Origin of the sequence: Buttiauxella sp. (assembly GCF_049686335.1) — a bacterium.
Lineage (GTDB): Bacteria > Pseudomonadota > Gammaproteobacteria > Enterobacterales > Enterobacteriaceae > Buttiauxella.
The window spans coordinates 234414-257240 of the sequence record NZ_JBAVHX010000008.1 but is presented as its reverse complement, the minus strand read 5'-3'; the positions used below and the strand labels follow the sequence as shown (position 1 = coordinate 257240).

The following is a 22827-nucleotide window of genomic DNA, read 5'->3' as shown; positions in this document are numbered from 1 at the left end:
AGACAGGTCTGTGGGCTGCTCTATTTGTATTACTATAGTATTTATGCCTGGTGCATTTTGTGAACAATGTCGTAATTTTAAAGTAAACAAAAAGGTGGTATTTTGTTGCCAAAAGGTAAACTTAAGCGCATTTAATGGAACAAAACGGCAGATAAACCACTAACACATTGATTAAAATGAATGAATTAAAAACAAAAAAGAACCAACTGGGTGGGATAATTTGCAGATTGGTGAAGCGCCGCGAATCAATTAGTATGACTAATGAGAATTTTATTTTTCCTGCACCAATAAAAAAGCCCTTCACAATTACGTGAAAGGCTCATTCATTCTCAAACTTTCAGAAATTTATTCGTGCAACCCGCATTCACGTTTCAATCCAAAGAAGCGGGTTTCTTCTTCTGCCATGCCTTCTTCCCACTTACGTGTGGTATGGGTGTCGCCCACCGAGAGATAGCCCTGATCCCACAATGGGTGGTATTTCAGGCCATTGGCAGTCAGATACTGGTAAACGGTGCGGTTGTCCCAGTCGATGATCGGCAGGATTTTAAACACTTCACGCTGAATCGCCAGCACCGGTAAATTCGCCCGGCTACCTGACTGTTCGCGGCGCAAACCCGCAAACCAGGTTTGGCCATTTAGTTCACGCAGCGCACGATTCATAGGTTCGACTTTGTTGATGTCATTGTATTTTTCAATGCCTTCAACGCCCTGCTCCCACAATTTACCGTAGCGCGCTTCCTGCCAGGCCGCACTTTCCTTAGCACTAAATACTTTCAGGTTCAGCTTCAGTTTGTCGGTCAGTTCATCGATAAACTGGTAGGTTTCCGGGAACAGATAACCGGTATCGGTGAGTATCACCGGAATATCCGGAAACTGTTGGGTCACCAGGTGCAGCGAAACCGCCGCCTGAATGCCAAAGCTTGAGGACAGCACAAATTCGCCCGGCAAATTTTCCAGCGACCAGGTTACACGCTGCTCAGCAGTGAGTTTTTCGAGCTGGCTATTGACCTCGGCCAACGCCATCACGCGCTCAACTTTTGGCAGATCATTTAACGCTTTTAGATCGAGTACGGTCATACGTTCCTCGCTTTTTTCTTAAATCATGGTGGATGACGCCTGCGGCTTATCCACCCTACAATTGATTTTAGTCGGTCGGATAAGCGTAGCGTCATCCGACAATAACGGTAACGTTAGTCCCACAAGTCCCGAGCGGGATCCAGCACCGGACGGATAATCCCGGCACGAATGGTGAAATCGCCGAAGCCTTCATCCCCTTCGCGCTCCTTCGACCAGCGTCCAACCAGTTCATCAATGGATGCAAGAATCTCTGGCTCAGTAATATTTTCACGATACATACGCGGGATACGCGTGCCGATACGGTTACCGCCGATGTGCAGGTTGTAGCGTCCAGGCGCTTTCCCTACCAGGCCGATTTCCGCCAGCATTGCACGGCCACAGCCGTTCGGGCAGCCGGTTACGCGCGTGACGATGTGTTCATCCGGCACGTGGTGTTTTTCCAGCACTTCTTCAACTTTGGTCACAAACTGCGGCAGGAAGCGTTCAGCTTCAGCCATCGCCAGTGGGCAGGTCGGGAAGGAAACACACGCCATCGAGTTTTCACGCTGCGGTTTCACGGCGTTCATCAAGCCGCTTTCTTTGGCGATCTTCTCGATTGCTGCTTTTTCGGCTTCTGGTACTCCCGCGACGATCAGGTTCTGGTTCGCGGTCAGGCGGAAGTCACCTTTGTGGATCTTCGCGATCTCCATCAAACCTGTTTTCAGCGGACGATCCGGATAATCCAGAATACGACCGTTTTCGATAAACAGCGTCAGGTGCCATTTATTATCAACACCTTTTACCCAACCAATGCGATCGCCACGTCCTGTAAATTCATACGGGCGAGTCGGTTCAAAGGTGATGCCGGCACGACGTTCAACTTCGGCTTTAAACACGTCAACGCCAACGCGCTCAAGGGTGTATTTGGTTTTAGCGTTTTTACGATCGGTACGGTTACCCCAGTCACGCTGTGTGGTCACAACGGCTTCCGCCACCGCCAGCGTGTGCTCAAGTGGAATGTAACCAAACTCGCTCGCGGTACGCGCATAGGTCGCTTTGTTACCGTGTTCGATGGACAAACCGCCGCCCACCAACAGGTTGAAGCCCACCAACTTGCCGTCTTTTGCAATGGCGATGAAGTTCATGTCATTGGCATGAAGATCGACATCGTTCTGCGGGGGTACGACGACCGTGGTTTTAAACTTACGCGGCAAATACGTTTCACCGAGGATCGGCTCTTCGTCAGTGGTCGCAACTTTCTCTTGATCCCACCAGATTTCAGCGTAAGCACGAGTGCGCGGCAGCAAGTGTTCGGAGAGCTTTTTCGCCCACTCGTAAGCTTCCTGATGTAACTCAGACTCCACCGGGTTCGACGTACACAGTACGTTGCGGTTTACGTCATTAGCGGTCGCCAGCGCATCAAGTCCTACTTCATGCAGCATTTCGTGTGCCGGTTTCACGTTCTTTTTCAGAATGCCGTGGAACTGGAAAGTCTGGCGGTTAGTCAGACGAATGCTGCCGTAAATGGTTTTGTCTTCGGCAAATTTATCAATGGCGCGCCATTGCTCAGTGGTGATAATCCCACCCGGCAGACGGCAGCGCAGCATCATGGCGTGGCGCGGTTCGAGTTTTTGCTCCGCACGTTCAGCACGGATATCACGGTCGTCTTGCTGGTACATGCCGTGGAAGCGGATCAGCAAAAAGTTATCGCCTCTGAAGCCGCCCGTCAGCCCATCCTGCAAATCTTCTTTGATGGTGCCGCGCAAATAATTGCTTTCGCGTTTCAGACGCTCGGCGTCAGACAGTTTGCCTTCGACCACTAATGGTCCTGGGTGTTTTTCGCTCATTAGTAGACATCTCGCTGATAACGGCGCTCAACGCGCAGCTCACTTAAAAATTCATCGGCCGTTTCAGTGTCCATACCACCAAACTCGGCTACCACTTCCAGTAATGCATGCTCAACGTCTTTTGCCATGCGATTTGCATCGCCGCAGACGTAAATGTGGGCACCGTCTTTGATCCAGTTCCACAGTTCCGCGCCTTTTTCGCGCAGTTTATCTTGTACGTATATTTTATGTTCCTGGTCGCGAGACCAGGCGAGGTCGATATGAGTCAGCAGGCCGTCTTTGACGTAACGCTGCCATTCAACCTGATAGAGGAAATCGTCGGTAAAATGCGGGTTGCCGAAGAACAGCCAGTTTTTACCGGTTGCACCGTCGTTTTCACGCTGCTGCATAAACGCGCGGAATGGCGCGATACCCGTCCCAGGGCCAATCATAATGACCGGCGTTTCCGGATTAGCGGGCAGACGGAAGTTATCGTTATGTTCAATGAACACGCGCACTTCGCCATCTTCTTCAAGCCGGTCAGCCAGGAAACCAGATGCGCCACCGGTACGGGCACGACCTTCGATGTCATAACGCACCACGCCAACCGTAATATGTACTTCGCTTTCCGCTTCAGCCTGAGATGAGGCGATGGAATACAGGCGCGGGGTCAGCGGGCGCAGCAACTCAATCAACTGCCCGGCGGTCAATTCCGCTGGCGCGTAACGCACCATGTCGACAATTGGCGTGCTCTGGGCAAAGTGCTGCAGTTTAGTTTTATCGCCCACCAGATCCAGCAATGTGGCATTGCGCGTGAGTTGCGCGTACTTCTCAACAATGTTGCCGGTGTTAATCGTCAGCTCGAAATGCCACTCCAGCGCTTCGCTCAGTGACAACGTTTTGCCATCGACGGTGACGCTCTCATCACCTTTTAGCCATAGCAGTTCAACCAGCTCTTTCACTAATGCAGGGCAGTTTTGATACCAGACGCCAAGCGCGTCACCTGGTTGGTAGCGCAGACCTGAATCGCCAAGATCGATTTCAAAATGGCGCACGTCTTTTTCCGAGTCACGGCCAGTAATTTTCTGGTTCACCGCCAGTGACGCAACGAGCGGCGCTTCTTTTGTGTATGGGCTGGTGAAGATTTCGTTGGTCACGCCTGTTGCCGTCACTGCCGCTTGTGCTGGTGATTCAGTCGGCACGCGAGATTTGAGGACTTCAACAATGTTGGCGCGCCAGGTAAGTGCTGCTGGCTGGAACTCGACGTCGCAATCAACCCTGTCTAAAAGGCGTTCACCGCCTAATTCCGCGAGTTTAGTGTCAAAGTCTTTACCGGACTGGCAGAAGAATTCGTAAGAAGTGTCACCCAGGCTAAATACAGCAAAGGCTGTACCATTAAGTTTCGGTGCTTTTTTAGAGAACAAGAACTTGTGCAGCGCGACGGCTTCTTCTGGCGGCTCACCTTCACCCTGGGTGGAGGTCACGACAATCAGCAATTTTTCCTGGGCAATTTGTTTGAATTTATAGTCGCCCGCATTCACCAGGTTGACGTTTAATTTCGCCGCCAGCAAATCGTCGCGCAGTTGTTCGCTCACACGGCGCGCGTTACCGGTTTGAGATGCTGAAATCAGCGTAATCACCGGAACTTCAGCCGCAGCGGGCTGTGCCGCAGCAACCGTGCCCGGTTGTTGATTGATCATTCCCCAAAAATAGCCGGATAACCAGGCCAATTGAGTCTGTGAGAAATCTGTCGTCGCCGCCTGGAGGCGTGCCAGTTGCTCCGGAGTTAGCGGCAGCAATGCGGTCGGTGGAGCCTGAGTTGTCATGCGTTGTGAGTTCCAGTAGCAAAGGTCCGTTTTCAACGGATAAACGGCAATAAGGTAAGGTTAACCAGAGCGATAGTAACAATTAAAGAAGGGATAGAAATAACAAATAACCAAAATGACTAACCGCTTTTACGGGTAATTCATAACGTTAAAAGTGGTTAGCTAAGCCAATGAAAAACAAAAGATAAAATAGAAAATAAGAGGGGAGCCGGGGATTTACGCCAAGGGCATGATTTAAGTTAATGCGCAAAATAGTGGATTCCGGTACTATGCGGCGGTTTTTCGCCCTACAGAGAAAGTAATAATGACCACCACCCTGTTTAAAGATTTTACCTTCGAAGCCGCTCACCACCTGCCACATGTTCCTGAAGGCCACAAGTGCGGTCGCTTACATGGCCATTCCTTTATGGTGCGCCTGGAAATCACTGGCGAGGTTGATCCGTATACCGGCTGGATAATGGATTTTTCAGAGCTGAAGGCCGCGTTTAAGCCGACCTATGACCGTCTGGATCATTACTATTTGAATGATATTCCAGGTCTTGAGAATCCAACCAGCGAAGTCCTGGCTAAATGGATTTGGGACGAAATGAAACCGATTGTTCCGCTGCTGAGTGCGGTCATGGTCAAAGAAACTTGTACCGCCGGTTGCGTGTATAAAGGTTAAAAGAAAGGCACCGTAAAGGTGCCTTTTTTGTTTTAAGCGATATTCAAATACTTATGCGTCTGCATCGATAGCCGCCAGTTACGGGCGATACAGGTTTCGATACACAGGCGCGTTGCATCTTCTTTCTGGCTGATAGGCTGAAGCGCGATAATGCGTTTTTTATCATCCACCAGAGTGGCCAGCAATTCGTCGAGCGCTTCAATATCACGCATGCGACCCACTGGATGCTTAATCTCGTCTGCACGTTCCAGAGCCTGAGACAGCACATCGTAGCCACCACGCATATTCACTTTCGGGGAAACCGTTACCCAGGTTCCCGCAGTGCAACGCACTTCGTGCGTGCCGCTGGTTTCAATCTGGCAGCTATAACCGTGGTGCTCAAACAGTGATGTGAGCGGCGTGAGATCGTGAATGCACGGTTCCCCTCCAGTGATCACCACGTGGCGTGCGGTATAATCCTGACGCTGGAATATTGCCAGCAGATCTTCTGCGCTGGCATTACCCCATTTATCGCTCTCTTTCGTTTTAGCGAGAATACTGAACAGTGAGACTTCACGATCTGCGAGTTTATCCCAGGTGTGTTTGGTATCGCACCACGCGCAGCCCACAGGGCAGCCTTGCAGGCGAATGAAGATGGCGGGCACACCAGTAAAATAGCCCTCCCCTTGCAGGGTCTGGAACATCTCGTTAATCGGGTACTGCATAGTCATCTCTGATAATAGGTCTAAAGAGTAATTATCGCAGATGTGGCGGTTGAGATCATGCAAATGGCCGGGATTATCCCGGCCAATTTAAGTTATCTACAATGCTTACTTCTTCGTTTTAAAATCAATCACCATACGGCCTTTGATTTTACCCTCTTCCATTTCCTTGAAAATGGCATTGATATCTTCCAGTGGGCGCATGGTGACTTTAGGCACCACTTTCCCTTCGGCAGCAAACTGGAAAGCTTCCGCTAAATCATGGCGCGTTCCGACTAAAGAACCTACTACTTCGATACCATCGAGAACCAGGCGTGGAATGTTCAGGCTCATGGAATCAGATGGCAAACCTACCGCCACAATGCGCGCGCCTGCACGAACGGCGTCGACAGCTGAGTTGAATGCCTCTTTCGCCACGGCTGTCACTACCGCCGCATGTGCGCCCCCTACTTTCTCCTGGATGACTTTGGCCGCATCTTCAGTGCGTGAGTTGATGACTAAATCCGCCCCGGACTGTTTGGCGAAATCTAACTGAGCATCATTCACGTCAACGGCTATCACTTTGGCATTAAACACATTTTTAGCGTATTGCAACGCGAGGTTACCCAGGCCGCCTAAGCCATAAATCGCAATCCACTGGCCCGGTTTGATGTGCGAAACTTTCACCGCTTTATAAGTGGTGACACCTGCACAAGTCACACTACTGGCTGCAGCAGATTCAAGACCATCAGGGACTTTTACCGCGTAATCAGCGACAACGATACACTCCTCAGCCATACCACCATCGGCGGTATAACCCGCGTTAGTGACGCTACGACACAGGGTTTCGTTGCCGGTGTTACAGTATTCGCAATTTCCGCATCCTCGGAAGAACCAGGCAACACTTGCGCGGTCACCCACTTTCAGGGAAGTCACACCCGGACCAACAGTCTTCACCACGCCAATGCCTTCATGCCCAAGCGTAATGCCTGTTACGTCACCAAAATCTCCGTTTTTTACATGTAAATCGGTATGGCATACGCCACAACATTCCATTGTCAGCAATGCCTCGCCGTGTTGAAGGGCGCGAACGGGTTTATCAATGATCCCTACAGAGTGGTCTTTATTCACAACTGCTGCTTTCATGTCGGTCTCCTGACCTGTGAGTGAAAAGTCCCCGTAAGCCTGGTCGACAGGCCAGGGATCCGCAAACTCTACTGGTCAAAGGATACGTAAAGTGTTCAGGAGCCTACAAAAATAGAAATAAAAAAACCCGCCGAAGCGGGTTTTTTGTAAGAATTTAAAGCAGTAACGAATTACTGACCTTTAACTTCTTTCAGACCGTTGAACGGAGCTGGTGTGCCCTGTGCAGCCAGTGCTTCTTCGATACGAATCAGCTGGTTGTACTTAGCAACACGATCAGAACGGCTCATAGAACCAGTTTTGATCTGGCCTGCAGCAGTACCAACAGCCAGGTCAGCGATGGTAGCGTCTTCAGTTTCGCCTGAACGGTGAGAGATAACTGCAGTGTAGCCAGCATCTTTCGCCATTTTGATCGCAGCCAGAGTTTCGGTCAGAGAACCGATCTGGTTGAATTTGATCAGAATGGAGTTAGCGATACCGTTGTCGATACCTCTTTTCAGGATTTTGGTGTTAGTTACGAACAGATCGTCACCAACCAACTGGATTTTGTCGCCCAGAACTTTAGTCTGGTGCGCGAAGCCATCCCAATCAGACTCGTCCAGACCGTCTTCGATAGAAACGATTGGGTACTGTTTGGTCAGATCTTCCAGGAATGCAGTGAATTCTTCAGAGGTGAAAGCTTTGTTGCCTTCGCCAGCCAGAACGTATTTACCGTCTTTGTAGAATTCAGAAGCAGCACAGTCCATAGCCAGAGTAATATCTTTACCCAGCTCGTAGCCTGCAGCTTTAACCGCTTCAGCGATTACAGCCAGTGCTTCAGCGTTGGAACCCAGGTTTGGCGCATAGCCACCTTCGTCACCAACAGCAGTACCCATGCCTTTAGATTTCAGAACTTTTGCCAGAGTGTGGAAAACTTCAGAACCCATACGGATGGCTTCTTTCAGAGTTTTCGCGCCAACTGGTTGGATCATGAACTCTTGGATATCAACGTTGTTATCAGCGTGCTCGCCACCGTTGATGATGTTCATCATAGGCAGTGGCATAGAGAATTTGCCTGGAGTGCCGTTCAGTTCAGCGATGTGTGCATACAGCGGCAGGCCTTTAGAGGCAGCAGCAGCTTTAGCAGCAGCAAGAGAAACAGCCAGGATTGCGTTAGCGCCGAAGTTGGATTTGTTTTCGGTACCGTCCAGGTCGATCATGATTTTATCGATGTTTGCCTGGTCTTTCGCATCTTTACCAGTTACAGCCGCAGCGATCGGGCCGTTAACTGCAGCAACGGCTTTCAGAACGCCTTTGCCCAGGTAGCGAGATTTGTCGCCATCGCGCAGTTCCAGCGCTTCGCGGGAACCAGTTGAAGCACCTGATGGTGCAGCAGCCATACCTACGAAACCGCCTTCCAGATGAACTTCAGCTTCAACAGTCGGGTTACCACGGGAGTCGATGATTTCACGACCGATGACTTTAACGATTTTGGACATTAGATTTTCCTCAGTACAAGTTAAACTAAAACTCCAGACAAACAACGCGCGAAACATTCGCGCGTTGTCGTTCTAACTCTCTGCTTACTTCGCCTGACGCTTCTGGTACTCACCGGCAGCTTTAACAAAGCCTGCAAACAGTGGGTGGCCATCACGTGGAGTCGACGTAAATTCCGGGTGGAACTGGCAAGCAACAAACCACGGATGATTTGGCACTTCGATGATTTCTACCAGTTGGTCATCACCGGAACGGCCCGCAACGCGCAGACCTGCTGTTTCAATTTGCTTCAACAACATGTTGTTGACTTCATAACGATGGCGATGACGTTCAACGATTGTCGGTTCACCGTACATCTGGCGCACCAGACTACCATCGGTCAACTGACACTGCTGGCCGCCAAGACGCATAGTACCGCCCAAGTCGCTCTTTTCAGTACGAACTTCAACGTTACCTTCTTCATCTCGCCACTCGGTGATTAAGGCGACCACCGGGTATTTACAGTCTGGCACAAATTCAGTTGAGTTGGCGTTAGCCATACCTGCAACGTTTCGTGCAAACTCGATCAGCGCAACCTGCATACCTAAGCAAATACCCAGGTAAGGAATGTTCTGCTCACGAGCATAGCGCGCGGTGGCGATTTTGCCTTCCACACCACGGTAACCGAAACCGCCAGGGATAAGGATAGCATCCAATCCTTTCAGCACTTCTTCAGCACCGCGAGTTTCAACATCCTGCGAATCAATTAGCTTGATGTTAACGGTCAGGCGATTTTTCAAACCACCGTGTTTCAACGCTTCAATGACAGATTTGTAGGCATCTGGCAGTTCAATGTACTTGCCGACCATACCAATCGTAACTTCGCTTGTCGGATTCGCTTCTTCGTAAATAACTTGTTCCCATTCGGACAAGTTAGCTTCAGGAACGTTCAAGCTGAATCGTTTACAAATATAATCGTCCAAACCCTGTGATTTCAACAGGCCTGGAATTTTATAGATGGAATCGACATCTTTTAGAGAAATAACCGCTTTCTCCGGGACGTTACAGAACAATGCAATTTTCGCACGTTCATTTGCCGGAACAACGCGGTCAGAACGGCAGATCAGCACATCTGGCTGGATACCGATAGAAAGCAGTTCTTTTACAGAGTGTTGGGTCGGTTTAGTTTTCACTTCACCGGCAGCAGCCATGTACGGCACCAGAGTCAGGTGCATATACAGAGTGTGCTCACGACCCACTTCAACAGCCATCTGACGAATCGCTTCGAGGAACGGCAGGGATTCGATATCACCTACAGTACCGCCGATTTCAACCAATACGACATCGTAGCCTTCGCCACCTTCAAGGATGCGTTCTTTGATTGCGTTCGTGATGTGTGGAATAACCTGAACGGTCGCGCCCAGGTAATCGCCACGACGTTCTTTACGCAGAACTTCTGAGTAAATACGGCCAGTGGTGAAGTTGTTACGACGCGTCATTTTGTTGCGAATGAAACGCTCGTAGTGACCTAAATCCAGGTCGGTTTCAGCGCCGTCTTCTGTAACGAACACTTCCCCATGTTGAATAGGGCTCATGGTACCCGGATCGACGTTAATGTACGGATCGAGTTTCATGATGGATACGTTGAGGCCACGGGCTTCGAGAATAGCTGCGAGGGAGGCTGCGGCAATGCCTTTACCCAGAGAGGAAACGACCCCGCCGGTCACAAAAATATAGTTCGTTGTCATGCTGAACCTGAAGAGTTAGGTTTAAAGACGATGGAAGTACCAGGACGGGAAAGTAGTATACCCGAACAGTATCGGCGCCACAAACTTTCATTCTGTCTGCAAAGCCCTGACCTCGCGCTTTGTCAGGGCACTGAAAATAGCCCGTTTGGCGTAAATGTTTTTGACGTAAATCAAGCGCTTGTTAAATTGAAATTGCCATAACGTGCGCCTGAGCCAAAAAACACGTTAGATATCAGAATCCTTGCGTTTAACTTGCTGCCAGGCATTTTCCATCTGTTCGAGCGTTGCTTGCTCCATTTTCATCCCTTGTCCGGCAATAATTTGTTCCACTTCGCGGAAACGACGCTCGAATTTCAGGTTGGCTTTTTGTAATGCCGTTTCAGCTTTGGTGCCTAAGTGGCGAGCCAGATTGACGGTTGCGAACAATAAATCGCCGACTTCTTCTTCCAGTTTTGCTTCATCGACGACGGCTTGTTTCGCCTCATGCATCACTTCGTCGATCTCTTCATAAACTTTGTCTAAAACCGGGCCAAGTGTGGTCCAGTCAAAACCGACCGTGGAGCAACGTTTCTGGATTTTGTGCGCTCGCATTAATGCGGGCAAAGCATGAGGAATATCGTCAACGGCAGAATGCTGTGCTTTTTCAGCACGTTCATCGGATTTGATTTGTTCCCAGCGCGTCAACACTTCGGTGCTGTTTTCAGCGGTAGCATCGGCAAATATATGAGGGTGACGACGTTCAAGTTTGTCGCTTATCGCCTCGCAGATATCGTCGAAATTAAAGCGCCCTTCTTCCTGAGCCATCTGCGCGTAAAACACTACCTGAAACAGTAAATCGCCTAATTCTCCGCGTAGATCATCAAAATCTTCGCGGTTGATGGCATCAAGTACTTCGTAAGTTTCTTCCAGGGTGTAGGGAGCGATGGTGGCGAAGGTTTGTTCTTTATCCCACGGGCAACCTGTTTCCGGGTCACGCAGGCGCTTCATGATGCCCAGAAGGCGGGTAATTTGAGAGGACATGCTAGCTCTACTTTTTGGCAAATTTGCGGGTATCTATACCAAATAGTCGCTTCATGTTTCAAGGTTGATATCCCAAACGGTTCACTATTTTAGCCAATCTCTTTTTTTGTTAGCCAGCATATTCAGCAAGTAAAAAAAGGCGATATGCGTCAGTCCAAAAACCATTGCAATATCTCTTATCAGGGTATCAACATATAAATTCTGTTCCGATAGCAGTCCGAAGGGAAACTTACCATCCCGGGCTAAAGCTACTTGAAACGCAATAAAAATCACGCTAACTAATACATAGGTGTAGGTCAAAAGATTGCTTTTGCTGAATCGGATGGAATAAAAAAAACAAAGCGTCTGAATAGCTAAAAATGTCAACGATGTTAACAAATAGCATAATAGAAAAAGAATATTATTTGTCATCATCTACCTCACCACTGATGCCAGATAAAGTAATTGCATCATTAGCCAGTTCAATAAATAACTCCTTTTTCGTCATCTTTTTCCAGCCCATAATTTTATCGGCGTTTATATAATTAAAAATTCTTCTGGCATCGGGTTTGATAGCCTTTCCAAATAGCCCTTTAGCCGATAACCCAAGGTCAACCACAGCAAAAGCATTCTGGCCCTGTTTTTCAGTAAACCCCGCTTCTTTTGCAACGATCTGATACACTTGTTTCACATAACCGACTTTTTCTTTTCGATATAACAAATAATATCCATTTTCATACATATTATTTGTACCGTGGGCAATAAGAGTTCCTCCAAACGCTGCACAACCTAGCCCTAACGTCCCCGCACAAGCACCATATCCAGCTAGAATTTGCGTTCCACCTCCTACAAAACCAATCTGTTTAATAACTAATTTTTTCCACCCGTTACGCTCAACCTCAGCTTCTTTTTCAGCCTCAATAATAACCCACTGTTGCACTCGCTGAGCAGAGAGATCGTCACTGGCTTTTTTGAGATAGTTATACTCTTGCTGCAAGAAATACGTTGCAGCATTCAAATCTATTCGGCCCTCGACAAAAGCAGTTTCACTCTGAGATATTAATTGCTCAACTTCTGCCAAAAAGCGGCGTTTTATTAATAGTCCTCGCAGATAATTTCTCGCCATATGCTCAGCCAAATTTTTAAGCTTTAGCGATAACCGACGTAAGCTCTGTAAAGAGAAACTATTTTCGGCATTAAAGGACAAACTTGAAAGTATCATACCCGGTCTTCCCAGAAACTATACCCGCAAGTACCAGCCGCATGGTGTTCCCAGGTAATATCGTTATAGCGCAGCGAAATAACCTCCTCAGGCTGAACCTCGCTTTGCGTTACTGAGTGTGGATAATCAATATACATCTCAACAATGACTGCGCGATTAATTTTTATGGTGAAATATTTTTCCTGCCGTCCATGTGATGCCGTGCGATAAAAATCGATAACGAGCGTTAACTCTTCCTGATGAGATATTGCTACTCCCAATAACGGTGTCGCTTTATCAATGGCTTTTATCAGCGTGACAGGGAGGTGGTTAACATTTTCATCGCAAAGAATATGATGTTTGAAAGAAAGAAGTTGGATTTGATCCGCATGAGATAGCTGACATCTGTTACCAATAGATTCTACCGATGAACAACCTTGTGAAATAAGGCCCTGTTTATTACCTGACAGACTCATATAAATAGAATGTGCCATGGTTAATCCTTTAAGTGAACACGAAGCATTTACTTTACTCAGTTCATAAGAAAAAACAACGGCATAAAGATATATGATTAAGCATTTGAAATAAGCAGCGGAAATACTTCCGCTGCAATATTAAAATTTTATCAGCCGTGCAATCGCCTGGCGTCGATAATATCAGGCACCTGATTCAGTTTGCCTAATACCCTACCCAGCACCTGCAGGTTGTAGATTTCGATATTCATATCGATGGTCGCCAGTTGTTGTTTGGTATCGCTGCGACTGGCAACGCCTAGCACGTTCACCTTTTCATTCGCCAGAATGGTCGTGATATCGCGCAACAGGCCGCTGCGATCGTTGGCGGTGACACGCACCACCAGCGAATAACCGCTGGAGTAGCTTTCTCCCCATACCGCATCAACGATACGTTCCGGCGCGTGGGATTGCAGTTCGGCAAGCTGGTCGCAGTCTGCCCGGTGAATGGAAATACCGCGCCCCTGAGTAATAAAACCAACAATTTCGTCCCCCGGAATCGGCTGGCAGCAACGTGCAATGTGATGCATCAGGTTGCCAACGCCTTCCACCACTACGCGTCCGTTATCTTTGCTGCGCGATTGCGGCGTGTAAGACTTTTTCTCCAGTTGACGAAGGGCTTGTTCATCCTGTTCAGCCGCCGTTGGCTTGTTAAACTGCGATTGCAGGTAGTTGCTCATCTGGTTAAGACGAATATCACCGCCGCCAATCGCCGCTAATAATTCTTCAACTTCATTGAAGTTATAACGCGGCAACAGCGATTTCTCAGCCTCTTTCAGGCTGATACCCAGATGCTCAATTTCATCATCAAGGATTTGGCGTCCGGCCAGTATGTTCTTGTCCCGGTCCTGTTTACGGAACCAGTTGTGGATTTTAGCGCGCCCACGGCTGGTGGTGATGTAGCCCAGGTTAGGGTTCAGCCAGTCACGGCTCGGGTTCGGCTGTTTCTGGGTGATGACTTCAATCTGATCGCCCATTTGCAGCTGATAGGTAAACGGCACAATGCGCCCACCTATTTTCGCACCGATGCAACGGTGCCCGACATCACTGTGAATGTGGTAAGCAAAGTCCAGCGGCGTGGAGCCTGCCGGTAAGTCCACCACGTCACCTTTAGGAGTAAACACATACACGCGATCATCAAATACCTGGCTGCGGACTTCATCCAGCAACTCGCCGGAATCGGCCATCTCTTCTTGCCAGGCAATCAGCTTACGCAGCCACGCAATGCGGTCTTCATGGCCGGTACTACCGCTACGTGCGTTGCCCTCTTTGTATTTCCAGTGCGCCGCAACGCCGAGTTCTGACTCTTCATGCATCTGCTTGGTACGAATCTGGATTTCGATTGTCTTGCCGTTTGGCCCCAGCACCACGGTATGAATCGACTGGTAACCGTTGGGTTTTGGGTTGGCGACGTAATCATCAAATTCGTCAGGCATATGGCGATAATGGGTGTGTACGATGCCCAGTGCTGCGTAGCAATCCTGCAAACGTTCAGCCACCACGCGCACGGCACGCACATCAAACAGCTCATCAAAGGCGAGGGATTTTTTCTGCATCTTGCGCCAGATGCTGTAGATGTGTTTCGGGCGGCCATACACTTCAGCCTTCACGCCCTCTTCTTTCATCGATTTGCGCAGCGCGCTGACAAACTCATCAATGTAATGCTCACGGTCGATACGCCGCTCGTGCAGCAATTTTGCGATGCGTTTGTATTCCGCAGGATGCAGATAGCGGAAGCAGTAATCTTCCAGCTCCCATTTTAGCTGACCAATACCCAGACGATTAGCGAGCGGCGCATAGATATTGGTACACTCTTTTGCAGCCAGAACGCGCTCGTCTTCCGGCGCATCTTTTACTTCACGCAGGTGAGCGATACGCTCGGCGAGTTTGATCACCACGCAACGGAAATCGTCCACCATCGCCAACAACATGCGACGTACGTTATCGACCTGTTCAGCAGAAACTGAATCGGTATGCGCGGCTTTAAGCTGGCGGATTGCGGCCATATCACGCACGCCGTGAATCAGCGTCACGACCTGGCTATCAATGCTTTCGCGCATCACCTCTTCGGTGACCACGCCTGCGTCGGCAAGAGGGAAAAGTAATGCGGCTCGCAGGGTATCGTTGTCCATGCTCAGCATAGACAGGATTTCCACCATCTCGACGCCGCGCCACAACAGCAATTCCGCGTCTGGATGGCCTTTGGTCTGTTGCTCGCAATACCGCCAGGTTTCGGCTAAGCGTTCACATGACTGCTGGTTGGTGATCCCGAGGCTAGCAATCCATCTATCGGGCGCAAATTCGCCAGCTTTATTGAGATGTGCACTTCTTACCGCAACCATTGTCCTCTCCTGTGTATACCCTTCATCTTTCAAGCTGCAGGTGCGTTAGCTGCTCACGCTCACCCGAACCACTTACAGAAGTAAGCTCATCGGGATTGACTCGTTTGCCGCCTTCCTGCTCCTTGAAATCTATTAGGTATTAGTCATGCCGCACGGCCTGATTAACTGCTTAAACGCGCTCAAAGAGCGCCATTGACTCAAGGTGCCCAGTGTGGGGAAACATATCGAGCATTGCTAGCCGCTGAATTTGGTACCCCGCAGCTAACAATGCCTCACTGTCTCGGGCAAGCGTGGTCGGATTACATGAAACATAGACCACTCGCTTCGGTGCAAGTGCAATCACATGCTGCATAACGCCTGCTGCACCCGCTCGCGCGGGGTCGAGCAATATTTTGTCAAAACCCTGGGCAGCCCAGGGTTGACGAGTCACATCATCTTCCAGGTTTTCATGAAAGAATGTGACATTTTTCAGCGAATTACATTCTGCATTATATTCACCTTTCGCCACCAGCGCAGCAACGCCTTCCACCCCAACGACACTTTCAGCGCGTGTGGCGAGCGGAAGCGTAAAGTTTCCCATTCCGCAGAACAGATCCAGCACCCGGTCAGAGGGCTGAATATCCAGCCACTCCACGGCACGGGCAACCATTTGCTGATTCACGCCGTCATTAACCTGAATGAAATCACGCGGACTGAACGTTAAGCGTAGCCCGTCTGAGTGATAGCAGGGTTCATCGTCACTCAACGCGGTTAGTGTCTCACTGTCCGGGGCTAAAAACAGCGCGACGCCTGTAGAATGCGAAAAGCGTTCCAGTTTTTGCCGATCATCGTCATGAAGGGCATCTAAATGACGCAGCACCATCAGCGGACCATTATCTGCCAGCACCAGTTCAACATGGCCTAAACGACGCACCGCTTTTAATTCAGACAGACAATGGTGCAAGGGTTCCAGTAATGCCTCAAGTTGGGGCGCCAGAACCGGGCACTGGTGAATATTCACCAGTGCGCTGTCCTGGGATTTGCGAAAACCCATCTGTAAGGTTTGCGTTTTAGGCTGGTAATTCAACCCTAAGCGCGCGCGTCGACGATAACCCCATGGAGAACCAGAAATTATTTCGTCCACCACCGCTGCTGCTTCACGCGTTCCCATCATGCGCGCCAGCGCACGGGATTTTGCTTGCTGCTGCAATTCGACGCTGGCATGTTGCTGCTGGCAACCACCGCAAACGCCAAAGTGCGGGCAACGCGGAGCCACACGTTGCGGGCTATCATTTAAGCGTCGCTTCACCCGAGCCTGAGCAAAGTTACGTTTGTCTTCAGTAATCGTGACTTCAACCTGTTCGCCAGGCAGTGCGCCCTGGATAAAAAGCGCTTTACCGTTATGACGTGCGACGCCCTGACCAAACGGGTCAAGGTCATTAACGTTCACGGTTATGATTTGACGAGTCGTAACCCGTCGCTTTGCAGAGTAGAATTGCGCCATGAGCCTGAGTGCTCTCTCAAAAATATTAACTATTGCTTCAATTGTCCCATATCGGAACCCCATGACCAACTACAGCCTGCGCGCACGCATGATGATCCTGATTCTGGCCCCGACTTTAATGATCGGTTTATTGCTCAGTATCTTTTTTGTCGTCCATCGCTACAACGACCTGCAGCGTCAGCTCGAAGACTCTGGTGCCAACATTATCGAACCTCTGGCCGTCGCCAGCGAATATGGCATGAGTTTTCACAGTCGCGAGTCGATACGCCAGTTAGTCAGCGTGTTGCACCGCCGCCATTCCGATATTGTGCGGGCAATTTCGGTGTTTGATGAAAACAACAAACTGTTTGTCACTTCCAATTATCAGCTCAATGCTTCGGCTTTGAAGTTACCGAACAATGAAAAACCACCACACAGTTTAAGCATCACGCGGCATGGCGATTCAATAATTCTGCGCACCCCCATTATTTCTGAGAGCTATTCACCGGACGAGTCGGAAGTGACCGATGCGAAACCGGCAGGTAATTCGCTGGGCTACGTCGCGATTGAACTCGATCTGAAATCAGTGCGTTTGCAGCAGTACCGTGAAATTTTCATCTCGACTTTGATGATGCTGTTCTGCGTCGGTATCGCGATGCTCTTCGCCTATCGTCTGATGCGCGATGTGACTGGACCTATTCGTAATATGGTGAACACGGTTGACCGGATACGTCGCGGCCAACTCGATAGCCGCGTCGAAGGTTTCATGCTCGGCGAATTAGATATGCTGAAAAACGGTATTAATTCGATGGCGATGTCGTTGACCGCCTATCACGAGGAGATGCAGCACAATATTGACCAGGCCACCTCCGACTTGCGCGAAACGCTTGAGCAGATGGAAATCCAGAACGTTGAGCTGGATCTCGCCAAGAAACGCGCTCAGGAAGCCGCTCGTATTAAGTCTGAGTTCCTCGCGAATATGTCCCACGAGCTGCGTACACCGCTCAATGGGGTGATTGGTTTTACCCGTTTGACACTGAAAACAGATTTGAATGCCACACAGCGTGACCATCTGTATACCATTGAACGTTCGGCGAATAATCTGCTTACCATCATCAATGACGTACTGGATTTCTCTAAGCTGGAAGCAGGTAAACTGATTCTGGAAAGCATTCCGTTCCCGCTGCGTAATACGCTCGATGAAGTCGTGACTTTGCTGGCGCACTCCGCTCATGACAAAGGTCTGGAGCTGACGTTAAACATCAAAAATGACGTCCCGGACAACGTGATTGGCGATCCACTACGCTTGCAGCAGGTAGTGACCAATCTGGTGGGTAACGCGATTAAGTTTACCGAGAGCGGCAATATTGATTTGGTGGTTGAGAAGCGCTCGCAAGGCAACAACAAAGTTCAGGTTGAGATGCGGATCCATGATACCGGCATTGGCATTCCTGAGCAGGAACAGTCGCGTCTGTTCCAGGCTTTTCGTCAGGCGGATGCCAGTATTTCACGGCGTCACGGCGGTACGGGGCTGGGGCTGGTGATTACCCAGAAACTGGTCAGTGAAATGGGCGGTGATATTTCGTTCCATAGCCAGCCAAATCAAGGCTCTACTTTCTGGTTCTATATCAATCTGGATCTCAATCCTAACGCGGTGCTTGACGGTTATTCCACTGAGAATCTGGCGGGCAAACGCATTGCGTATATCGAGCAAAACGCTTCTGCGGCGCAAAGCACGCTCAATATTTTAGCCAATACGCCGCTTGAAGTGGTGTATAGCCCAACGTTCACCGCCCTCGCTGAAGCGCACTACGATATTATGCTGCTCGGTATGCCGGTTACGTTCCGCGACACGCTCTCTATTACCAATCCAAAACTGGCAAAAGCGGTCACCATGACAGACTGCCTGATTCTGGCGCTGCCAAGTCATTGCCAGATAGATGCGGAGTCGCTTAAAAAAGAGGGTGTTGCCGCCTGCTTGCTCAAGCCGGTTACCGCACCACGTCTGCTGCCATTATTGGCTGAGCACATATTCAATACCCATCCGGCTCTTATAGATAACGTTGAAAACAAAAAACTGCCACTTACGGTGATGGCGGTGGATGACAATCCGGCCAACCTGAAACTGATCGGCGCATTGCTCGAAGATCATGTGCAAAACGTTGAGCTGTGCGGCAGCGGCTTACAAGCCATTGAGCGGGCGAAGCAGATGCAAATAGACATCATCCTGATGGATATTCAAATGCCTGAAATGGACGGTATCCGCGCCTGCGAAGTTATTCGCCAGATGCCGCACCACCAGCAAACGCCGGTCATCGCCGTAACAGCGCATGCCATGGCGGGGCAAAAAGAGAAACTGCTGAGTGCCGGCATGAATGACTATCTTGCCAAGCCAATCGAAGAGAAAAAGCTCTATAGCCTGCTGCTACGGTATCAGCCGGGTGCCATCACCGCGCTCGCTCAGCCCGCAAACGTAGAAGTCACAACGCAAACCAGCAATCAAAACCAGACGCTCGACTGGGCGCTGGCGTTGCAACAAGCGGCCAATAAGCCAGATCTGGCGCGCGATCTGCTTCAAATGCTGTTGGCATTTTTACCTGAAGTACGTAACACCGTTGAAGAACAACTGGTCGGAGAAAACCCGGAGAAATTGGTTGATATCATTCATAAACTTCACGGCAGTTGTAGCTACAGCGGTGTGCCGCGGTTGAAAAACCTGTGTCTGACGCTGGAACATCAACTGCGTAATGGCGTGAAACCGGAAGATCTGGAACCTGAACTGTTTGAGCTACTTGATGAGATGAATAATGTGTCGAAAGAAGCCCAGCGGTTGTTCGGATAAGCGTGACGTTAAAATCGAATGACGCTGTGCTTATCTGACAAAAACATTTTTCGTAGGGCGGGCAAGCGCTGCGCCCCCGCCAGTTTTGTCCGGTGGATCAGCGCAAGCGGCATCCATGCCATGCTGATGCACCACGCCCACATCTGGCGTTAAGCTCCCGGTAATACCAATCAGGATGCTTTTCACGCCATCAGCAACGGGAACCTTCACATAACAGGCGTCCGGGAATATTTCCCGACAACCCGCTTTAATGTGTGTCGCGACCTCCAGAGCCGTCAGGCTCTTTTTGTATGAATCTGGTGCGATTACAATTTTCATGTGCCATCCGTCGCGATGTGGGGAGTGGTAAGGTTAAAGTTTATCTGACCATGCACGGACGCTTATTGTTAAAGGTCCATTCTGGGATCAGGTACTGCATTGCCATCGCATCATCACGCGCGCCCAGCCCATGTTGCTGATAAAGCTCATGCGCTTTCATCACGCGATCCATATCCAGCTCCACCCCCAAACCTGGCGTCGACGGCACTTGCACCATGCCACCTTTGATTTCAAACGGTTGTTGAGTCAGTCGCTGGTTACCTTCTTGCCAAATCCAGTGGGTGTCGATGGCGGTCACTTTGCCCGGTGCAGCAGCAGCCACGTGGGTAAACATCGCCAGCGAAACATCGAAGTGGTTGTTGGAGTGCGAGCCCCAGGTCAGTCCAAATTCGTGGCACATTTGGGCGACACGAACCGAGCCTTGCATGGTCCAGAAATGCGGATCAGCCAGCGGAATATCGACGGATTGCAGCGAAAGTGTATGGCCCATCTGACGCCAGTCGGTGGCAATCATATTGGTCGCAGTCGGCAAACCGGTGGCACGGCGGAATTCAGCCATAATTTCACGGCCGGAATAACCCTGTTCCGCGCCGCAAGGATCTTCGGCATACGCCAGCACGCCACGTAATTGTTTGCCGATGTTAATCGCCTCATCAAGCGACCAGGCTCCGTTAGGATCAAGCGTTACGCGGGCTTGCGGGAAGCGTTTTGCCAGCGCTGTTACCGCTTCGGCCTCTTCGCTACCGGCTAACACGCCACCTTTAAGTTTGAAGTCATTAAATCCATATTTTTCATATGCCGCCTCTGCCAGACGCACCACCGCATCCGGTGTCATGGCCTCATCATGGCGAATGCGATACCAGTCGCATTTCTCGTCAGGCTGGCTTTGATATGGCAGTGGTGTTTGTTTGCGATTGCCGACAAAGAACAAGTAACCGAGCATTTCGACTTCGCTGCGCTGCTGTCCTTCGCCCAACAAAGAAGCCACGTTCACGCCAAGATGCTGGCCAAGCAAATCTAACATGGCCGATTCAATACCGGTCACCACGTGAATGGTGGTACGCAAATCAAAAGTCTGTAAACCTCGACCACCGGAGTCGCGATCGGCAAATTCAGCACGCACCAGGTTGAGAATATTTTTGTATTCACCAAGCGTCTTGCCAATCACCAGCGCAGCGGCTTCTTCAAGCGTTTGACGGATTTTCTCGCCGCCTGGAATTTCACCCACGCCAGTGTGGCCGGAGTTATCTTTGATAATCACAATATTACGGGTGAAGAAAGGTGAGTGCGCGCCGCTGAGGTTCATCAGCATACTGTCGTGACCCGCTACAGGAATAACCTGCATAGCGGTGACTACCGGAGTTGAAGTGAATATCGTCATTTTACTTATTCCTTGTCATCGAGAATCTGTTAACCGCGACCGAATGCCGGACGTTTGCGATCAAACTTCCAGTTCGGCACCAGATATTGCATTGCCGTCGCGTCATTACGTGAGCCACCAGGAAGGGATTTATACACTTCATGGGCTTTCTGTACCTGTTCCCAGTCAAGCTCCACGCCTAATCCTGGCGCGTCTGGTACAGCAATTTTGCCGTTGATGATTTGCAGCGGGTTTTTCGTCAGACGCTGGTCGCCTTCTTGCCAAATCCAGTGGGTATCGATGGCGGTCGGTTTGCCCGGTGCCGCAGCCCCCACATGGGTAAACATCGCCAGTGAAATGTCGAAATGGTTATTGGAATGGCAACCCCATGTCAGACCCCATTCATCGCACAGCTGTGCAACGCGAACGGCCCCGCTAAGCGTCCAGAAATGAGGATCCGCCAGCGGAATGTCGACTGCATTAAGCATGATGGCGTGGTTCATTTCGCGCCAGTTGGTGGCAATCATATTGGTCGCAACCGGTAAACCCGTGGCGCGGCGGAATTCAGCCATCACTTCACGCCCCGAATAACCTTGCTCCGCGCCGCATGGATCTTCGGCATAGGTCAGCACATCGCCCATGCCTTTACACAGGGCAATGGCTTCATCCAGTAACCACGCACCATTTGGGTCCACGGTGATTCGTGCTTCTGGAAAACGTTTTTTCAGCTCGCGAGCGGCTTCAAGTTCTTGCTCGCCGGGCAATACGCCCCCTTTCAGTTTGAAATCTTTGAAGCCATAACGGTCTTGCGCCGCTTCAGCGAGGCGCACAATCGACTGGCTGTCGAGCGCCTGCTGGTGACGTAAATCGTACCAGGCGTGGTGAGCATGTTTGCCGTCCAGGTAGGGCAAATCGGTTTTGTTACGATCGCCGATATAGAACAGATAACCGAGTACAGTCACTTCATCGCGCTGTTTTCCCGGACCTAATAGCTCGCAAACCGGGACGTTCAGCGCTTTGCCAAGTAAATCGAGGAGTGCCGCTTCCAGTGCCGCCACCGCATTAACACGTAATTCAAAGGTCCATGCGCCTTTACCGAAGGTATCGAAATCCGCCGACTGATTACCTTTATGGACGTTTTGCACCACGCGATTCATACGCGCCACTTCCTGGCCGACCACCTGTGGAATAGCATCGACCAGCGTCTGATAAATCACTTCGCCGCCGGGCGCTTCACCCACGCCGGTGTTTCCGGCGTTATCCGTGAGCACCACAATATTACGGGTGAAAAATGCCCCATGCGCCCCGCCAATGTTAAGCAGCATGCTGTCATTGCCCGCAACCGGAATGACTTTCATATCTGTAATCACCGGGCTTGCCTGAGTATTCATGG

Annotated in this window: 16 protein-coding genes and 1 pseudogene; 2 read left to right on the top strand and 15 right to left on the bottom strand. The window is 50.1% G+C overall.

Annotated features, from left to right (window positions below; all coding sequences use genetic code 11):
• Positions 1–345 precede the first annotated feature (345 nt).
• The 3 genes from cysH to cysJ all read right to left on the bottom strand — a co-directional run bounded on the left by cysH (position 346) and on the right by cysJ (position 4708).
• Positions 346–1077 carry a phosphoadenosine phosphosulfate reductase gene (gene cysH, locus WBL83_RS06485; RefSeq protein ID WP_424588370.1) on the bottom strand — a complete coding sequence of 244 codons (732 nt, stop codon included), beginning with the start codon at positions 1075–1077 and terminating at the stop codon, positions 346–348.
• 113 nt (positions 1078–1190) lie between these two features.
• A complete protein-coding gene (cysI, locus tag WBL83_RS06480; protein WP_424588369.1) occupies positions 1191–2903 on the bottom strand; it encodes an assimilatory sulfite reductase (NADPH) hemoprotein subunit in 1713 nt (570 codons plus the stop codon).
• Complete coding sequence (cysJ, locus tag WBL83_RS06475; protein WP_424588368.1) at positions 2903–4708, bottom strand: NADPH-dependent assimilatory sulfite reductase flavoprotein subunit; 1806 nt, start codon at positions 4706–4708, stop codon at positions 2903–2905. Before cysJ ends, cysI begins: the two co-directional genes overlap by 1 nt.
• A 301-nt stretch (positions 4709–5009) precedes the next feature.
• On the opposite strand from cysJ, the gene queD reads away from it, so the two are divergent.
• Positions 5010–5372: a 6-carboxytetrahydropterin synthase QueD gene (queD, locus tag WBL83_RS06470; protein ID WP_172588727.1), complete on the top strand. Its 363-nt coding sequence runs from the start codon at positions 5010–5012 to the stop codon at positions 5370–5372.
• A 32-nt stretch (positions 5373–5404) separates the two neighbouring features.
• Here the strand turns inward: queD and queE are convergent, their stop codons facing one another.
• The 9 genes from queE to rlmD all read right to left on the bottom strand — a co-directional run bounded on the left by queE (position 5405) and on the right by rlmD (position 16935).
• Positions 5405–6076, bottom strand: coding sequence for a 7-carboxy-7-deazaguanine synthase QueE (gene queE / locus WBL83_RS06465; RefSeq protein WP_154152755.1), 672 nt, complete (start codon positions 6074–6076; stop codon positions 5405–5407).
• A gap of 105 nt (positions 6077–6181) precedes the next feature.
• The gene (adhP, locus tag WBL83_RS06460) at positions 6182–7198 is read right to left on the bottom strand and encodes an alcohol dehydrogenase AdhP (RefSeq protein ID WP_424588367.1); all 1017 of its coding nucleotides are present in this window, start codon (positions 7196–7198) and stop codon (positions 6182–6184) included.
• 170 nt (positions 7199–7368) lie between these two features.
• Positions 7369–8673: a phosphopyruvate hydratase gene (gene eno, locus WBL83_RS06455; RefSeq protein ID WP_183270441.1), complete on the bottom strand. Its 1305-nt coding sequence runs from the start codon at positions 8671–8673 to the stop codon at positions 7369–7371.
• Positions 8674–8757: 84 nt separating this feature from the next.
• Positions 8758–10398: a glutamine hydrolyzing CTP synthase gene (pyrG, locus tag WBL83_RS06450; RefSeq protein ID WP_367594343.1), complete on the bottom strand. Its 1641-nt coding sequence runs from the start codon at positions 10396–10398 to the stop codon at positions 8758–8760.
• Between the two features lie 225 nt (positions 10399–10623).
• Entirely contained in the window at positions 10624–11418 is a 795-nt protein-coding gene (mazG, locus tag WBL83_RS06445; protein WP_424588366.1) for a nucleoside triphosphate pyrophosphohydrolase, read from the bottom strand.
• A 400-nt stretch (positions 11419–11818) separates the two neighbouring features.
• A complete protein-coding gene (locus tag WBL83_RS06440) occupies positions 11819–12619 on the bottom strand; it encodes a DUF4225 domain-containing protein (protein WP_424588365.1) in 801 nt (266 codons plus the stop codon).
• Positions 12616–13092 (bottom strand): Hcp family type VI secretion system effector, encoded by a 477-nt coding sequence (locus WBL83_RS06435; RefSeq protein WP_424588364.1) that lies wholly within the window; start codon positions 13090–13092, stop codon positions 12616–12618. Before WBL83_RS06435 ends, WBL83_RS06440 begins: the two co-directional genes overlap by 4 nt.
• A gap of 131 nt (positions 13093–13223) precedes the next feature.
• Positions 13224–15452, bottom strand: a complete 2229-nt coding sequence (gene relA / locus WBL83_RS06430; RefSeq protein ID WP_424588363.1) for a GTP diphosphokinase — start codon at positions 15450–15452, stop codon at positions 13224–13226.
• Positions 15453–15621: 169 nt separating this feature from the next.
• On the bottom strand, positions 15622–16935 hold the full coding sequence (gene rlmD, locus WBL83_RS06425; protein ID WP_424588362.1) for a 23S rRNA (uracil(1939)-C(5))-methyltransferase RlmD: 1314 nt from the start codon (positions 16933–16935) through the stop codon (positions 15622–15624).
• A gap of 61 nt (positions 16936–16996) precedes the next feature.
• Between rlmD and barA the strand changes: the two genes are divergently transcribed.
• Complete coding sequence (gene barA / locus WBL83_RS06420) at positions 16997–19756, top strand: two-component sensor histidine kinase BarA (protein ID WP_424588361.1); 2760 nt, start codon at positions 16997–16999, stop codon at positions 19754–19756.
• A 186-nt stretch (positions 19757–19942) separates the two neighbouring features.
• Here the strand turns inward: barA and WBL83_RS06415 are convergent.
• The 3 genes and pseudogenes from WBL83_RS06415 to WBL83_RS06405 all read right to left on the bottom strand — a co-directional run.
• Positions 19943–20074, bottom strand: a pseudogene (locus WBL83_RS06415) (glycerate kinase); the annotation flags it as partial.
• A gap of 40 nt (positions 20075–20114) precedes the next feature.
• Positions 20115–21455, bottom strand: a complete 1341-nt coding sequence (gene gudD, locus WBL83_RS06410) for a glucarate dehydratase (protein ID WP_424588360.1) — start codon at positions 21453–21455, stop codon at positions 20115–20117.
• Positions 21456–21484: 29 nt separating this feature from the next.
• Positions 21485–22825 (bottom strand): enolase C-terminal domain-like protein, encoded by a 1341-nt coding sequence (locus tag WBL83_RS06405; protein WP_424588359.1) that lies wholly within the window; start codon positions 22823–22825, stop codon positions 21485–21487.
• Between the last annotated feature and the right edge of the window lie 2 nt (positions 22826–22827).

Excerpts from the sequence above, each read along its gene's own strand:
- mazG (WP_424588366.1), bottom strand. The coding sequence starts at position 11,418 with ATGTCCTCTCAAATTACCCGCCTTCTGGGCATCATGAAGCGCCTGCGT.
- rlmD (WP_424588362.1), bottom strand. The coding sequence starts at position 16,935 with ATGGCGCAATTCTACTCTGCAAAGCGACGGGTTACGACTCGTCAAATC.
- WBL83_RS06440 (WP_424588365.1), bottom strand. The coding sequence starts at position 12,619 with ATGATACTTTCAAGTTTGTCCTTTAATGCCGAAAATAGTTTCTCTTTA.
- queE (WP_154152755.1), bottom strand. The coding sequence starts at position 6,076 with ATGCAGTACCCGATTAACGAGATGTTCCAGACCCTGCAAGGGGAGGGC.
- adhP (WP_424588367.1), bottom strand. The coding sequence starts at position 7,198 with ATGAAAGCAGCAGTTGTGAATAAAGACCACTCTGTAGGGATCATTGAT.
- cysJ (WP_424588368.1), bottom strand. The coding sequence starts at position 4,708 with ATGACAACTCAGGCTCCACCGACCGCATTGCTGCCGCTAACTCCGGAG.
- gudD (WP_424588360.1), bottom strand. The coding sequence starts at position 21,455 with ATGACGATATTCACTTCAACTCCGGTAGTCACCGCTATGCAGGTTATT.
- eno (WP_183270441.1), bottom strand. The coding sequence starts at position 8,673 with ATGTCCAAAATCGTTAAAGTCATCGGTCGTGAAATCATCGACTCCCGT.
- relA (WP_424588363.1), bottom strand. The coding sequence starts at position 15,452 with ATGGTTGCGGTAAGAAGTGCACATCTCAATAAAGCTGGCGAATTTGCG.
- cysH (WP_424588370.1), bottom strand. The coding sequence starts at position 1,077 with ATGACCGTACTCGATCTAAAAGCGTTAAATGATCTGCCAAAAGTTGAG.
- WBL83_RS06435 (WP_424588364.1), bottom strand. The coding sequence starts at position 13,092 with ATGGCACATTCTATTTATATGAGTCTGTCAGGTAATAAACAGGGCCTT.
- cysI (WP_424588369.1), bottom strand. The coding sequence starts at position 2,903 with ATGAGCGAAAAACACCCAGGACCATTAGTGGTCGAAGGCAAACTGTCT.
- barA (WP_424588361.1), top strand. The coding sequence starts at position 16,997 with ATGACCAACTACAGCCTGCGCGCACGCATGATGATCCTGATTCTGGCC.
- pyrG (WP_367594343.1), bottom strand. The coding sequence starts at position 10,398 with ATGACAACGAACTATATTTTTGTGACCGGCGGGGTCGTTTCCTCTCTG.
- WBL83_RS06405 (WP_424588359.1), bottom strand. The coding sequence starts at position 22,825 with ATGAATACTCAGGCAAGCCCGGTGATTACAGATATGAAAGTCATTCCG.